Genomic DNA, 14,025 nt, shown 5'->3' with positions numbered 1-14,025 from the left:
TCCTGTGCGAAATGCAATAAGAAGGGCCCTTCCGTGGACTCAGCGGCGGGCCACCCCGTCCCGGCGGGCCGCCTCGGCGACGGCCTCGGCGACCGCCGGGGCGACCCGCGGGTCCAGCGGAGACGGCACGATCGCCTCCGGAGTCAGCGACTCGGCGACCACCCCGGCGATGGCGTCGGCGGCGGCCACCTTCATCCCGTCGGTGATCCGGGTGGCCCCGGCGTCCAACGCGCCCCGGAACACCCCCGGGAAGGCGAGCACGTTGTTGATCTGGTTGGGGTAGTCGCTGCGCCCCGTGGCGACCACCGCGACGTGCCGGGCCGCCACCTCGGGGTGCACCTCGGGCGTGGGGTTGGCCAGCGCGAAGACGATGCCGCCCGGGGCCATCCCGGCCACCGCCGCCTCGGGGATCTGCCCGCCCGAGACGCCGATCAGCACGTCCGCGTCGCGCAGCGCCTCGGTAATGTCGCCCTGCCGGCCGTCCGCGTTGGTGGTCTCGGCCAGCTCGGCCTTGGTCCCGGTCAGCTCGCGGTGCCGGCCGAGGATGCCCTTGGAGTCGCAGACCACCACCTGGTCCGGGTTCACTCCGCCGGCGATCAGCATCCTGGTCACCGCGACGCCGGCCGCACCGGCCCCGCTGACCGCCACCCGCAGGTCGCCGAGCTTGCGGTTGAGCAGGGTGGCCGCGTTGCGCAGCGCGGCCAGCACCACGATCGCGGTGCCGTGCTGGTCGTCGTGGAAGACCGGGATCGGTAGCGCCTCGTCCAGCCGGCGTTCCACCTCGAAGCAGCGTGGGGCGCTGATGTCCTCCAGGTTGATCCCGCCGAACGACGGGGCGAGCGCCCGGACCGTCGCCACGATCTCGTCGACGTCCTGGGTGTCCAGGCAGATCGGCACCGCGTCCACGCCCCCGAACTGCTTGAACAGCACCGCCTTGCCCTCCATCACCGGCAGCGCCGCGCGCGGGCCGATGTTGCCCAGACCCAGTACGGCGGAGCCGTCGGTGACCACGGCGACGGTGTGCGACACCCAGGTGTAGTCGTCGACCAGTTCGGGGTCGGCGGCGATCGCCTCGCACACCCGGGCCACCCCCGGGGTGTACGCCAGGGAGAGATCCTCCCGGCTGGTGAGCGGGACGGTCGAGGTGACGGCCATCTTGCCGCCGGCGTGCAGCCGGAAGACGGGATCGGCGGGGTCCGGAGGGGCGGAAGACATGGTGACTCCTGGATCTGTCGAGCAGACGGACCGGCCGGCTCGGCGCGCGGTGGTCAGCGGCCAGCGGGGCGGCGGTGCGGGGGTCACCCGGGCACTTTCCGAGCATAGTGGCGCACCCGTCACCGGGGTGTGAGCGGGGTCATATCCATTCCTGCCGACCTTTGACCAGCCCGGGATGCGGCCAGTAACGGACCACCACCCGACCCCGGACGTCCGCCACCCCGTACGCCCGGGAGTCGTCGGTGACCAGGTCGTTGTCGCCGCGTAGCCACCATCCGCCGTCCTGCGGGCGGACCGCGCGCTTGACCACGAGCAGGTCGGGGCGGCTCCGGAAGACCGCGACCACCACATCGCCGGGGCGGACCGGCCGGCCGCCGGTACGCACCAGCACCGCGTCGCCGTGCCGCAGGGTCGGGGCCATGGACGGGCCGGTGACCAGCACCGCCGCCAGTGGGCCGCGCAGCACGGTCGGGTGGGATCTGTTCACCGCTCGCATCGGGTTTCACCTCCCGCCCGCCGGGGAGCATGTCCAGGAGTAATGTCGTCTCGGATCATCGCAAACATCCCATGGAGGACCCTGATGCGCCTTCCCCGCATCCTCACGCCCCGGGTGACCGCCAGCGCCCACTGCGACCTGCCCTGCGGCGTTTACGACCCGGCGCAGGCCCGGATCGAGGCCGAGTCGGTCAAAATGATCTGCGAGAAGTACCAGGCCAACACCGACCCGGAGTTCCGCACTCGGGCGATCATCATCAAGGAGCAGCGGGCCGAGCTGGTCAAGCACCACCTGTGGGTGCTCTGGACCGACTACTTCAAGCCGGCGCACTTCGAGAAGTACCCGCACCTGCACCAGCTCTTCAACGAGGCCACCAAGATGGCGGGCGCCGCCGGCGCCAAGGGCGCCACCGACCCGGCCAAGGCCGACGAGCTGCTGTCGAAGATCGACGAGATCTCGAAGATCTTCTGGGAGACCAAGCAGGCGTGACCCCGCCGCCTCCGGCACCGACGATCCGGCCGGCGCGTCCCGAGGACGTGCCGGCCGTCGTCGCGATGGTGCACGAACTCGCCGACTACGAGCGGGCGCCCGAGCAGTGCCACCTCACCGAAAAGCAGCTCACCGCCGCTCTTTTCGCCCCCGCGCCCGCGCTCTTCGGCCACGTCGCGGTGGATCGGGCCGACCAGCCCATCGGCTTCGCCCTCTGGTTCCTCAACTTCTCCACCTGGGCGGGCGTGCACGGCATCTACCTGGAGGACCTGTACGTCCGGCCGGCCGCCCGGGGCACCGGCGCGGGTCGCCAACTGCTCGCCACCCTGGCCGCGATCTGTGTCGAGCGCGGCTACCGGCGGCTGGAGTGGTGGATGATCAACTGGAACCCGGCGGCCCGGTTCTACGCGTCCATCGGGGCGAGCCCGATGGACGAGTGGGTCCCCTACCGCCTCGCCGGCACGGCGTTGCACCAACTCGCCGCGCAGGCGACGGCCGTCACATCCCCCGACGCCTGACCGGGTAGAGTCCCGCACCAGGGGGATGAGGGTGACTCAACTGACCGGCCAGCCGACGAGCGACGACGTCGTGCACCTCACCGTGCCCGCCGACGGCGGGTATCTCGGCGTGCTCCGCACGGCCACGGCCGGGCTCGCGGCCCGGCTCCAGTTCGCCCTCGACGAGATCGAGGACCTGCGCATCGCGGTCGACGAGGCCTGCGCCATGCTGCTCGCCATCGCCACCCGCAACGCCGAGCTGGAGTGCCGGTTCGCGGTGACCGAGGACGCGCTCACCGTCGAGGTGACCGTGCCGACGGTCCGGGGCGCGACGCTGCCCGCCGAGTCGTCCTTCGCCTGGAAGGTGCTCACCGCGCTGACCACCGCGGCGTCCGCCCAGGCCGGCGACGGCCGGGCCACCATCTCCCTGCTCACCCGCCGCGCCTCCGGCTACTGACCGCGCCGCTCGCGCGGGACTGCGTTCAGGGGGCGGACTCCGGCGTCAGCCGACGCCGAGGGCCCGGTTGGTCGGCGAGCTGACCAGCAGCCCGGTGACCCCGACACCCAGCGCCATCAGCGGCAGCCCCAGCCAGCCCAGCCCGCCCTGGATCATGTACCAGCCGACCGGTAGCAGCATGAGCTGGAGCACGATGGCGGGTGCCCGGGCACCGGCCTTCCGACGTACCAGGGCGCCGCCGAGGGCCCAGAGCGCCGCGGCTCCACCGATCGCGAACACCGTCACCAGCAGCGCCGAGGTCAGGTCGGTGGTGGGCGCGGTCAGGTCGGACCAGACCAGCCAGGCGGCGACCAGGCCGAGCGCCACCGCCTCGGCCCGTAGCAGGTGCACCGCCCAGCGGAGCGGGGCGGGGACCGGGTCGGAGTCGATCGTCACGGCGCCACGATACCCGTGGGTAGGCGCGGTACAGTGCCGCCCATGCGGGCCGTCCTGGTGGTCAATCCGAAGGCCACCACCACCAGCGAACGCAGCCGTGACGTCCTGGTCCGGGCGCTGCGCAGCGAAGTCGACCTGTCGGTGCGGTACACCCGCCGGCGGGGGCACGCCGTGGACCTGGCCCGGGAGGCCGCCGAGGAGGGCGTCGACCTGGTGGTCACGCTGGGTGGCGACGGCACGGTCAACGAGGTGGTGAACGGCCTGATGAGCGCCGAGCCGCCGACCTTCCGTACCGGGGACACGTCGGCGGAGCGGCTGCCGGCGCTGGCCACCGTGCCCGGCGGTTCGACCAACGTCTTCGCCCGCGCGCTCGGCCTGCCCCGGGAGTGGCCCGACGGGACCAGCATGATCCTGGAGGGGCTGCGCCTGGGCCGGTCCCGGACGATCGGCCTGGGCCGGGCGGACGACCGCTACTTCACCTTCTGCGCCGGCTTCGGCATCGACGCGGCGGTGATCCACCGGGTGGAGCGGGCCCGCCGGCAGGGCCGGGTCTCCACGCCGGCGCTCTACCTCCGGTCGACGGTCAGCCAGTACTTCCTGGCGTCCGACCGGCGCCACCCCAGCATCACCCTGGAGCGGCCGGGCGAGACCGCGGAGGCCGAGCTGGCCACCGTCATCGTGCAGAACACCGCGCCCTGGACGTATCTGGGCGAGCGGGAGATCAACCCGAACCCGGGGGCGTCCTTCGACCTCGGGCTGGACGTGCTGGCGATGCGGCAGCTGCGAGTCGCCAGCACGGCACGTACCGTGACGCAGTTCTTCACCCAGCAGCCCGACCCGCACGGCCGGCAGGCGCTCCGGCTGCACGACGTGTCGGAGTTCACCCTGCTCTCGGCCCGTCCGCTGGCCTTCCAGCTCGACGGGGACTACCTGGGCGAGCGGGAGAAAGTTAGATTCGCATCCATTCCGGCCGCACTGAGAGTAATCTGCTAGGCCTCGGGTACTCCCGTCCGTTGACACGGTGACCCACCGCTCCCCCCGCGGTGGGCGACGGCTTCAGGTCGCGGCGCGGCGGTCAGACGCGCCGAAGCCGAACTGGAGTTTGTCGGAGCCACGCCGACGAAAGGGTGCCGGAAATGTCAGCAATGTCACGCAGACTGTACTATATTGATCCTCGACTGTGGCACACCGGGTGACCAGAGCGCTCTGAAACCCGGACAAAAGGGTGGTGAGCCCGCTCACTGTTCGGAGTTTTTCCGAGCGGCACCCTTGACATCGCAGCAGTTCGTGAAAGTATTCACAAGCGAAGTCGTGTTACCGGGACATTGCCTGGATATGCTCGGCAGGTTGAGCCGTTCCAGCAGGTCTCCGGGCCCGCAGCCTGCTCACGCAGCGCCGAATTGATGGATGCTGACCGTCACCAATCGGCAATGCGGATGCATATAGGAAAAGCAACGAAGCGTTATCTGGCCCCCACTTAAGAATGAGGAGTGTTGCCGCCATGGACTGGCGCCACGATGCCGTCTGCCGCGACGAGGACCCGGAGCTGTTCTTCCCGATCGGGACGTCCGGTCCGGCCCTCCTGCAGGTGGAGCAGGCCAAGGCCGTCTGCCGGCGCTGCCCGGTGACCGACCAGTGCCTGCAGTGGGCGCTGGAGTCCGGTCAGGACGCCGGCGTCTGGGGCGGGATGAGCGAGGAGGAGCGCCGCGCGGTGAAGCGCCGCGGCGGTCTCCGGGTGCTGCGCGCTCACTCCGCCTGATCGCACCGCACAGCACGCCCCGGCCGGGTCCACCCGCCGGGGCGTCTTGCTGTCCAGCCCCCGGCTCCGTCCCCGGCGATCATGAGGTTGACCGCGGCCCGGACCGCGCCGAGCGCCGGCAACCTCATGATCACCTGAGCTGGGCGGCGTCCGGCAAGCCGGGGCGGCGTCAGCCGAGCTGGGCGGCGGCGCGGCGGAGGACCAGGTCGGCCAGGTCGGGGACATCGGTGAGCGGCGCGGCGACCGCTGCCGCGCCGGCGTCCCGGGCGGCACCGCGCACGGCGTCGTGGAACAGGCCCGGTGCCAGGAAGTAGGCCGCCACCGCGACCCGGCGGGCCCCGCCCGCCCGCAGCTTCGCCACCGCGGCGCCGGCCGCCGGAGGCGCCGCCGAGGCGTACGACACGCGACACGGGACACCCAGCTCGGCACCGAGCGCCGCGGCGACCCGGCCCACCGAGCCGCGCGCGCGGGGATCCCGGGTGCCAGCCGCGGCCAGCACCAGGGCGTCGTACCCGCCCGGCTCCGCCTCGGCCAGCCGGCGGCACAGCCCGGCCAGCAGCCCGGCGTCCACCCGCCCGTCGGCCGGCCCCAGCACGTCGGCGACCCGTACCTCGATCGGTGGCCCGTCCGCGCGCGCGGCGGCGACGGCCGCCGGGATGTCGACCTTCTGGTGGTACGCGGCGGTCAGCAGCAACGGCACCAGCACCGCGCGGGAGTGACCGGCGGCGGCGAGCTCCCGCAGCACGGCGGCCGGCCCGGGCTCGGTGTGGTCCAGCCAGCTCGGCAGCACCGTGACGCCGGGGCGGGCGGCCGCCACGGCCCGGGCCAGTGCCCGGGTCGCCTCGGCCGCCCGCGGGTCACGACTGCCGTGCGCGACCAGCACCACCGGCGGGTCGGGCGTCAGGTGTGCAGGCCGCACTCGGTCTTCTCGAACATGGCCCACCGACCCGCCCGCGGATCCTCCCCCGCCGTCGTCCGGCGGGTGCAGGGCCAGCAGCCGATCGAGCCGTAGCCGCGACCGAACAGCTCGTTGACCGGGATGTCGTACCGGGCGATGTAGGCGTCCACGTCGCGCTGCGTCCAGGCGGCGATCGGGTTCACCTTGACCTTGCCGCGCCGGGCGTCGAAGGCCACCACCGGGGTGTTGGCCCGGGTCGGCGACTCGTCCCGGCGCAGCCCGGCGGCCCAGGCGTCATACCCGGTCAGCGCCCGCTCCAGGGGCTCGACCTTGCGCAGCTGGCAGCAGTCGTCCGGGGACCGATTGAACAACCGTGGCCCGTACTGGCCGTCCTGCTGCCCGACGGTCATCCGCGGCCGGATCGACCGGACGTTCACCGGCAGCCGCCGGGCCACCTCGTCGCGGACCCGGAGCGTCTCCGGGAAGTGCAGACCGGTGTCCAGGAAGACCACGTCGACGCCGGGGGCGACCCGGGAGACCAGGTGGGCCAGCACCCCGTCGGCCATCGAGCTGGTCACGCAGAACCGGTCGCCGAACGTCTCGGCGGCCCAGCGGGCGATCTCCAGCGCGGGGGCATCCGCCAGCTCCCGGCCGGCCGCCTCGGCCAGCGCGCGCAGCTCCTCGGGGTCGCGCCGGAGCGGATCGGCCGGGACCGGCCCGCCGATCCCGACCAGGCCCATGCCGGCGGCAGAGCGCAGCCCGCTCACCGGGTCACCGCCCGAGTGAGCAGGCCGGTGAACTTCACGGTGAAGACCCGCGCACACGCGTGGCACTCCCAGGCGCCGTGCCCGGCCTCGCTCGGCCGCAGGTCCTCCTCCCCGCAGTAGGGGCAGTAGAGAGGCGCAGATCGAGCATCGCTCATCGCGCCACCTCGCTTCGCCCGGCGCCACGATGAGTTGCACCGAGGTGCTTGATTCGCTCGCTACGCTCGCTCATCGGAGTTCCTCCTCGTCGACCCTGATCACCCAGTTGGCGAAGGTCTCGCCCGCCGCCCGGCCAGCCAGGTAGCGGCGGGCCAGCCGTTCCACGTACTCCGGAAGTTCCTCGGCGGTGGTCTTCAGGCCGCGCAGCTTGCGGCCGAAGCCGGCGGTCTGCCCCTGCGCCATGCCGAGGCCGCCGCCGAGGTGCACCTGGAAGCCCTCCACCTGCCGGCCGTCCGGGCCGACCACCAACTGGCCCTTGAGCCCGATGTCGGCGACCTGCGTGCGGGCGCAGGCGTTCGGGCAGCCGTTGAGGTGGATCGAGATGTCGGCGTCGAAGTCGCGCAGCCGCTCCTCCAGCCGGGCCACCAGCTCCTCGCCGCGCCGCTTGGTCTCGACGATGGCGAGCTTGCAGAACTCGATGCCGGTGCAGGCCATGGTGCCGCGCCGCCAGGCGGACGGCCGGGGCTCCAGGCCGATCCGGCGCAGCTCCGCCACCAGCGAGTCGGTCCGCTCCGGCGCCACGTCCAGCACCAGCAGCTTCTGGTACGGGGTGAGCCGCACCCGGTCGCTGCCGTGCGCCTCGACCACGTCGGCGAGCCGGGCCAGCTGCGGCCCGGAGACGCGACCCACCATCGGGGCCGCGCCGACGTAGTGGCGGCCGTCGCGCTGCGGGTGCACGCCGATGTGGTCGATCGGCTTGTCCGGCAGCTCCGCGGCCGGGCCGTCGAGCAGCGTCCGGCCCAGGTACTCCTTCTCCAGCACCTCGCGGAACTTCTCCACACCCCAGTCGGCGACCAGGAACTTCAGCCGGGCCCGGCTACGCAGCCGGCGGTAGCCGTAGTCGCGGAAGATGCCGACCACGCCGGCCCAGACGTCCGGCACCTCGGCCAGCGGCACCCAGACGCCCAGGCGCTTGGCCAGCATCGGGTTGGTGGAGAGGCCACCGCCGACCCAGAGGTCGAAGCCGGGACCATGCTCCGGGTGCTGCACGCCGAGGAAGGCGATGTCGTTCGCCTCGTACGGCGTGTCGACCAACCAGGAGATCGAGGTCTTGAACTTGCGGGGCAGGTTGGAGAACTGCTTGTCGCCGACGTACCGGCGGACGATCTCGTCGAGCGCCGGCGTCGGGTCGACCACCTCGTCCCGAGCCACCCCGGCGACCGGGCTGCCCAGCACGACACGGGGGCAGTCGCCGCACGCCTCGGTGGTCTGCAGGCCCACCTCCTCCAGGCGGCGCCAGATCTCCGGCACGTCCTCCACCCGGATCCAGTGGAACTGGATGTTCTGCCGGTCGGTGATGTCGGCCGTGTCCCGGGCGAACTCCCGGGAGATGTCGGCGATGACCCGCAGCTGCGCCAGGTTGAGCTCGCCGCCGTCCACCCGGACCCGGAGCATGAAGAACTCGTCCTCCAGCTCGTGCGGCTCCAGCACGGCCGTACGCCCGCCGTCGATGCCCGCCTTGCGCTGGGTGTAGAGCCCCCACCAGCGGAACCGGCCGCGCAGGTCCTGCGGGTCGATGGCGGCGAAGCCCCGGTGGGCGTAGATGTTCTCGATCCGGGCCCGCACGTTCAGCGGGTCGTCGTCCTTCTTGATCCGCTCGTTCGCGTTGAGCGGCTCGCGGTGCCCGACGGCCCACTGCCCCTCGCCACGGGCGCGGCGGGGCGCCCGCGCGGCGGGCTGGTTGTCGGCGCGGGTGGGGGTGCTGCTGACCGCCATCGCGGCGTCCTCCGTTGTCTGCTGTGCCTGGGTACGCAAACGCGGCGGCCGGCCCTGCCAAGGGCCGTGGACGGCGATGTCGATGACGGCCGGCGCGGTAGCGCGCCCGAGACGGATGGGTCGGGCGTCGTCAGTGGGCCGGACAGATCGCGCTGCGCACGCGGCCGTAGTCGACGTGGCGGCGGGCCACGAAGCGGCGGACGACAGCGGCGGTCATGCGCCATATGCTCCCACAACCCACGGTGGCCGGCCAACGGCCGAGTGTGTGATCCCACATCACGGGCATTGACGATGATCCACTACGGCCGAGCACCGCGCCGCTCACGTTGTGGCCGGCGCCGCGAATCGGCCGACCCGCGCGCCGGACCTGTGTGACGCTGCGACAGGTGAGCACTCCTGCGTCGCCCACACCGGCCGGGGCGATGGACGACCGCCCGAGGTGGTGGGTCGCGGCGGCGCCGGCGCTGCTCACGCTGGTGGTCACCCTCGCCGGGATCGGGCACGCGCAGCCGTGGCGGGACGAACTGGCCACCTGGAGCGCCGCCACCCGCCCGGTGGGCGATCTGATCCGGCTGGCCGGCACCATCGACGCCGCGACCGGGCCGTACTACCTGGCCATGCATGGCTGGACGACGCTGGCCGGGACCTCGCCGACCGCGCTGCGGCTGCCGTCCGCGCTCGCCATGGCCGGGGCCGCCGCGCTCACCGCCCGGCTCGGCGAACGGCTGGTCACCGCCCGGGTCGGGTTGATCGCCGGGCTGCTCTTCGCCGCCCTTCCGAGCACCGCCCGGTACGGCCAGGAGGCCCGCCCGTACGCCCTCGCCACCTTCCTCGCCGTGCTCGCCACGCTGCTGCTGGTCGGCGCGCTGCGCCGGCCGGCGGGGCGACGCTGGACCGGGTACGCCCTGGCCGTCGCCGCCCTCGGCCTGACCCATCTGATCGCCCTCACCCTGCTCGCCGCGCACGGGCTCGTGGTGCTGCTCGCCGCCTGGCGCGGCCCGGCGGCAGCCGGCCCCGGCGCGCCGACCTCCGATGCGGCCGGCAGCGGCGCGACCCGCGACCGGGCAGGCAACCGCAGAGCCAGCAACCGGGCGACCAACCGCGGGGCCGGCGACCGGGGGAGCGACCGCGCGACCCGCGACCTGGCAAGCAACCGCGGAGCCAGCAACCGGGCGACCAACCGCGGGGCCGGCGACCGGGGGAGCAACCGCGCGACCCGCGACCTGGCGGGCGATCGCGGCGCCGCCCGGGGCACAACCGGCAACCGCGCCGGCGGCGGCGCCGGTGGCGGCGCCGGTGGCGGCGATCCCAGTCGAGACCAGCGCTGCGGTGAGGGCGGCCGGACGAACGGGGAGCGGGCGGCGGGCGAACAGCCGGTCAGCGACGCACCGGCGGGCAGGTGGCGTGAGCCGCTGGGGTGGTGGGTGGTCGCGTTGCTGCCGACGGCACTGCTGGTCACCCCGCTGGTGCTGATCGCCGGCGGGCAGCGGTCCCGACAGCTCGACTGGGTGCACCTGGCCCGCCCCGCCGACCTGACAGCGCTGCCCGGCGGGTTGGCGCAGACCGGGGTGGTGGGCGGGCTGCTGGTCGGCCTCGCCGCGCTCGGCGCGGGGCGGCTCGGCCGCCGGGCGCTGCTCCCCGGCGCCGCCGTCCTACTGCCCGTACTGCTGCTCTTCGCCGCCGGGACGCTCGTGCCGCTCTGGGTGACCCGGTACCTCGTCTTCACCGTGCCGTTCGCCTGTCTGCTGGCCGGTGCGGCGTTGGCCGGAATACGGCTGCCGCCGGCGCTCGCCGTGGTGGCCCTGGCCGGGGTGCTCGGCCTGCCCGACCAGGCGGCGCTGCGCCGTACGCACGAATGGCCGCGCACCGCACCCGTCGACTACCGGGGCGCGGCCCGGATCATCGCCGAGCACCAGCAGCCGGGCGACGCGATCGCCTACTCGCCCCGGGAGAGTTGGCTCTTCCTCGACCTGGGCATGGCGTACCACCTGGGGGCACGGCGGCCCCGCGACGTGCTGGTGGTCAGCGACCAGCGGCAGCGCGCGGACCTCTGGGCCAGCGAGTGCGACCGGCCGGCGGAATGCCTGGCCGGGGTGGAGCGGCTCTGGCTGGTGGTGTCCGGGCGGCGGACCGATCCGGTGGCCGCAGTGCCGGGCCCCAAGGGAGGGGCGCTGCGCGACGGTTTCACCGTGCAACAGGTCTGGCCCCGCCCCGGCATCACCGTCGCCCTCCTCACCCGCTGAAGCCCTCGTCCTCGCGAAGATCCTCACAACTTCCCCGAAAGGGTGCCCTCGACGCGCCAGGAGGCACTCTTTCCGAGAACTAGTGCGGACCTTGCGCGAAGCGAGCAGGGGCGAGACGAGGCGGGGGCGAGACGCGCGGGGGCGAGAAGCGGCGGGACGTCAGGTGGTGAGGCGGTCGGTGGTGCCGCGGGCGAGCGGGACGACCAGCACGGCCTCGGTGCCGCCGGTGGCGCCGTTGCGCAGTTCGATGGTGCCGCGCAACTCGCCGGTGACCAGGGCCCGGACGATCTGCAGGCCGAGGTTGCCGCCGCGCTCGGCGTCGAACTGCTCGGGCAGGCCGCGCCCGTTGTCGGTGACGGAGACGTGCAGCTGCTTGCGGAACCGGTGCGCGGAGACCACCACCGCGGGCTCCGCCCCGTCCCGCGGGCCGGCGGCCCCCTCCTCGCCGGCCGGGAAGCCGTGCTCGACGGCGTTGAGCAGCAGCTCGTTGAGGATCATCACCAGCGAGGTGGCGATCTCGGCCGGCAGCACGCCGAAGCTGCCCTGCCGGCGCATGCCGACGGTCAACTCGGTGGCGGCGACCTCGGTGGCCGCGCTGGCCACCCGGTCCACGATCCCGTCGAACTCGACCGCCTCGTCGCTGGACATGGAGAGGGTCTCGTGGACCAGGGCGATCGAGGCGACCCGGCGTACCGACTCCTCCAGGGCGACCCGGGCCTCGGGCATGGCGACCCGGCGGGCCTGGAGGCGGAGCAGCGCGGCGACGGTCTGCAGATTGTTCTTCACCCGGTGGTGGATCTCCCGGATGGTGGCGTCCTTGGTGATCAGGGCGCGGTCCCGGCGGCGTACCTCGGTGATGTCGCGGACCAGCACCAGCGCGCCGATCGGCACGCCGGCCGGCATCAGGGGCAGGGCGCGGGTGAGCATGGTGGCGCCGCGGGCGTCGATCTCCCGCCGGGGCGGGGCCTCACCGCGCAGCGCGGCCAGCACCGCGTTGCCCGCGTCGGTGCCTTCGAGGGGGTCGCCGGCCAGCCGGCGGTGCAGCTTGGCCAGGTCCTCCCCCACCAGATGGGAGGCGTAGCCCAGCCGGCGGTACGCGGACTGCGCGTTCGGGCTGGCGTAGGTGACCTTGCCGTTGGCGTCGAGCCGGACCAGCCCGTCGCCGACCCGGGGCGCCGAGGTGGTCTCGCCCGGGTGCCGGGGCGGCGGGAAGGTGCCGTCGGCGATCATCTGGGCCAGGTCGTCGGCCGTAGTCAGGTAGTTCAGTTCGAGCTGGCTGGGCGTACGCGCGGTGGACAGGTTGGTGTCCCGGCCGACCACGGCGATGACCTCGCCGGCCTCCCCGTCGGCGGTCCGCAGCCGCACCGGGATCGCCTCGTGCCGGGCGGGCACGTCGCCGTACCAGACCGGGTCGCCCTCCCGCCAGATCCGGCCCTGCCCGTGGGCCACGTCCAGGTGCGCCACCTCCGGCCCGCCGACGATCCGCCCGACCTGGTCGTCGAGGTACGCGGTCGGCGCGGTCGTGGGCCGGACCTGGGCCACGCAGAGAAACGTGCCGTCGCCGTCCACCGGCACCCAGAGCAGCAGGTCGGCGAAGGACAGGTCGGACAGCAGCTGCCAGTCGCCGGCGATCCGGTGCAGGTGGTCGATGTCGCTCGGCCGGAGCTGGGTGTGCTCCTCGGCAAGGTCGCGCAGGGTGGACACGCTGACCAGCGTGCCACGCCGGGCGTCACATCGTCGCGGTGACCTTTTTCAACCCGCGCGGAGCGTCCGGGTCCTCGCCCCGGGCCAGGGCCAGCGCCAGCGCCAGCCGCTGCAGCGGCAGGATGTCCAGCAGCGGGGCGTACCGCTCGTCGACCTCGGGCACGGCCATCCGGGCGGTCACCTCGACATCGGCGGAGCCGACCACCACCACGTCGGCGCGGCGCTCCCCGAGCCGGGGCAGCACCTCGCGCATCGACTCGCCGCCGGGGCCGGAACCGACCACGGCGAGCACCGGCACGTCCGGGTCGGTCATGGCGAGCGGTCCGTGCAGCAGGTCCGCGCCGGAGAAGGCGAGCGCCGGCAGGTACGACGTCTCCATCAGCTTGAGCGCCGCCTCCCGGGCCGTCGGGTACGCGTACCCCCGGCCGGTGGTGACGAGCTGGGCGGCGAACCGGTAGCGCGGGGCGAGCTGCACCGGGGTGGCGTCGGACAGGGTGCGTTCGGCCAGCTCGGGCAGGCGGGCGAGGGCGGCCCGCTCCTCGGCGGGGAGCACCCCGTCGCCGGCGCGTACCCCCTCGATCAGCATGAGCAGCGCGAGCAGCTCGGCCGTGTACGTCTTGGTCGCCGCGACCGCCCGCTCGTGCCCGGCGGCGATGTCCACGCTCAGCTCGGCCGTGCCGGCCAGCGGCGAGTCGGGGTTGTTGGTGACGGCGAGGGTGAGCGCGCCCGAGGCGCGGGCCACCCGCAGCACCTCGGCCAGGTCCGGCGAGCCGCCGCTCTGGCTCACGCCGACCACGAGGGCGTCGGACAGGTCCGGCCGGGCGCCGAAGACGGTGATCGCGCTCGGTGAGGCGAGACCGGCGGGCAGACCGAGCCGGATCTCGCTCAGGTACGCGGCGTACAGCGCCGCGTGGTCGGAGGTGCCCCGGGCGGTGAAGACCACGTGACGGGGCCGGCGCTCGGCGATCACCGCCGCGACCCGGGCGATCGCCGCGGCGTGCTCGGCGGAGAGCAGGCGGTCGTAGCCGGCCGGCTGCTCCTCGATGTCGGCGGCCATACCGGCCCCTGGACGCGTCACGGAAGGCCCCCTTCTGCGCGATTGCCGCGCGATCCGTGCTCAGTCTTGCACCTTT

At 73.7% G+C, this 14,025-nt stretch carries 15 protein-coding genes; 6 read left to right on the top strand and 9 right to left on the bottom strand.

Annotated elements, in window-relative coordinates; genetic code table 11:
- Positions 1-39 precede the first annotated feature (39 nt).
- Together ABZ783_RS19425 and ABZ783_RS19420 are read right to left on the bottom strand one after the other, a co-directional pair.
- Positions 40-1,215 carry an NADP-dependent malic enzyme gene (locus ABZ783_RS19425; RefSeq protein ID WP_357439933.1) on the bottom strand — a complete coding sequence of 392 codons (1,176 nt, stop codon included), beginning with the start codon at positions 1,213-1,215 and terminating at the stop codon, positions 40-42.
- Positions 1,216-1,354: 139 nt separating this feature from the next.
- Positions 1,355-1,711 carry a S24/S26 family peptidase gene (locus tag ABZ783_RS19420; protein ID WP_357439931.1) on the bottom strand — a complete coding sequence of 119 codons (357 nt, stop codon included), beginning with the start codon at positions 1,709-1,711 and terminating at the stop codon, positions 1,355-1,357.
- A gap of 84 nt (positions 1,712-1,795) precedes the next feature.
- Here ABZ783_RS19420 and sodN point away from each other — a divergent pair, with 84 nt between their 5' ends.
- The 3 genes from sodN to ABZ783_RS19405 all read left to right on the top strand — a co-directional run bounded on the left by sodN (position 1,796) and on the right by ABZ783_RS19405 (position 3,154).
- Complete coding sequence (gene sodN, locus ABZ783_RS19415; RefSeq protein WP_073834713.1) at positions 1,796-2,200, top strand: superoxide dismutase, Ni; 405 nt, start codon at positions 1,796-1,798, stop codon at positions 2,198-2,200.
- 65 nt (positions 2,201-2,265) lie between these two features.
- Positions 2,266-2,718 carry a GNAT family N-acetyltransferase gene (locus ABZ783_RS19410; RefSeq protein ID WP_357440184.1) on the top strand — a complete coding sequence of 151 codons (453 nt, stop codon included), beginning with the start codon at positions 2,266-2,268 and terminating at the stop codon, positions 2,716-2,718.
- Between the two features lie 31 nt (positions 2,719-2,749).
- A complete protein-coding gene (locus ABZ783_RS19405; protein ID WP_357439927.1) occupies positions 2,750-3,154 on the top strand; it encodes an ATP-binding protein in 405 nt (134 codons plus the stop codon).
- A 45-nt stretch (positions 3,155-3,199) separates the two neighbouring features.
- Here the strand turns inward: ABZ783_RS19405 and ABZ783_RS19400 are convergent, their stop codons facing one another.
- Positions 3,200-3,589: a hypothetical protein gene (locus ABZ783_RS19400; protein ID WP_357439926.1), complete on the bottom strand. Its 390-nt coding sequence runs from the start codon at positions 3,587-3,589 to the stop codon at positions 3,200-3,202.
- A 42-nt stretch (positions 3,590-3,631) separates the two neighbouring features.
- On the opposite strand from ABZ783_RS19400, the gene ABZ783_RS19395 reads away from it, so the two are divergent.
- Both ABZ783_RS19395 and ABZ783_RS19390 read left to right on the top strand, forming a co-directional pair.
- Positions 3,632-4,582: a diacylglycerol kinase family protein gene (locus tag ABZ783_RS19395; RefSeq protein WP_357439923.1), complete on the top strand. Its 951-nt coding sequence runs from the start codon at positions 3,632-3,634 to the stop codon at positions 4,580-4,582.
- 508 nt (positions 4,583-5,090) lie between these two features.
- Complete coding sequence (locus ABZ783_RS19390; RefSeq protein ID WP_073834718.1) at positions 5,091-5,348, top strand: WhiB family transcriptional regulator; 258 nt, start codon at positions 5,091-5,093, stop codon at positions 5,346-5,348.
- A 169-nt stretch (positions 5,349-5,517) separates the two neighbouring features.
- On the opposite strand, the gene ABZ783_RS19385 is transcribed toward ABZ783_RS19390, so the two are convergent.
- The 4 genes from ABZ783_RS19385 to ABZ783_RS19370 all read right to left on the bottom strand — a co-directional run bounded on the left by ABZ783_RS19385 (position 5,518) and on the right by ABZ783_RS19370 (position 8,945).
- Positions 5,518-6,267, bottom strand: a complete 750-nt coding sequence (locus ABZ783_RS19385) for a CbiX/SirB N-terminal domain-containing protein (protein ID WP_357439921.1) — start codon at positions 6,265-6,267, stop codon at positions 5,518-5,520.
- Positions 6,249-7,013: a phosphoadenylyl-sulfate reductase gene (locus ABZ783_RS19380; protein ID WP_357439918.1), complete on the bottom strand. Its 765-nt coding sequence runs from the start codon at positions 7,011-7,013 to the stop codon at positions 6,249-6,251. Before ABZ783_RS19380 ends, ABZ783_RS19385 begins: the two co-directional genes overlap by 19 nt.
- Entirely contained in the window at positions 7,010-7,168 is a 159-nt protein-coding gene (locus ABZ783_RS19375) for a hypothetical protein (RefSeq protein ID WP_357439915.1), read from the bottom strand. Before ABZ783_RS19375 ends, ABZ783_RS19380 begins: the two co-directional genes overlap by 4 nt.
- Before the next feature lie 70 nt (positions 7,169-7,238).
- Positions 7,239-8,945, bottom strand: coding sequence for a nitrite/sulfite reductase (locus ABZ783_RS19370; RefSeq protein ID WP_357439912.1), 1,707 nt, complete (start codon positions 8,943-8,945; stop codon positions 7,239-7,241).
- 422 nt (positions 8,946-9,367) lie between these two features.
- Here ABZ783_RS19370 and ABZ783_RS19365 point away from each other — a divergent pair, with 422 nt between their 5' ends.
- Complete coding sequence (locus ABZ783_RS19365) at positions 9,368-11,188, top strand: glycosyltransferase family 39 protein (RefSeq protein WP_357440181.1); 1,821 nt, start codon at positions 9,368-9,370, stop codon at positions 11,186-11,188.
- 159 nt (positions 11,189-11,347) lie between these two features.
- Here the strand turns inward: ABZ783_RS19365 and ABZ783_RS19360 are convergent, their stop codons facing one another.
- Together ABZ783_RS19360 and ABZ783_RS19355 are read right to left on the bottom strand one after the other, a co-directional pair.
- A complete protein-coding gene (locus tag ABZ783_RS19360; RefSeq protein ID WP_357439910.1) occupies positions 11,348-12,892 on the bottom strand; it encodes a histidine kinase N-terminal domain-containing protein in 1,545 nt (514 codons plus the stop codon).
- A gap of 25 nt (positions 12,893-12,917) precedes the next feature.
- Entirely contained in the window at positions 12,918-13,949 is a 1,032-nt protein-coding gene (locus tag ABZ783_RS19355) for an SIS domain-containing protein (protein WP_357440179.1), read from the bottom strand.
- Between the last annotated feature and the right edge of the window lie 76 nt (positions 13,950-14,025).

This window comes from Micromonospora sp. NPDC047738, from assembly GCF_040642675.1.
In the GTDB taxonomy this organism is placed as follows: domain Bacteria; phylum Actinomycetota; class Actinomycetes; order Mycobacteriales; family Micromonosporaceae; genus Micromonospora.
This window is presented reverse-complemented; position numbering and strand designations above follow the sequence as displayed.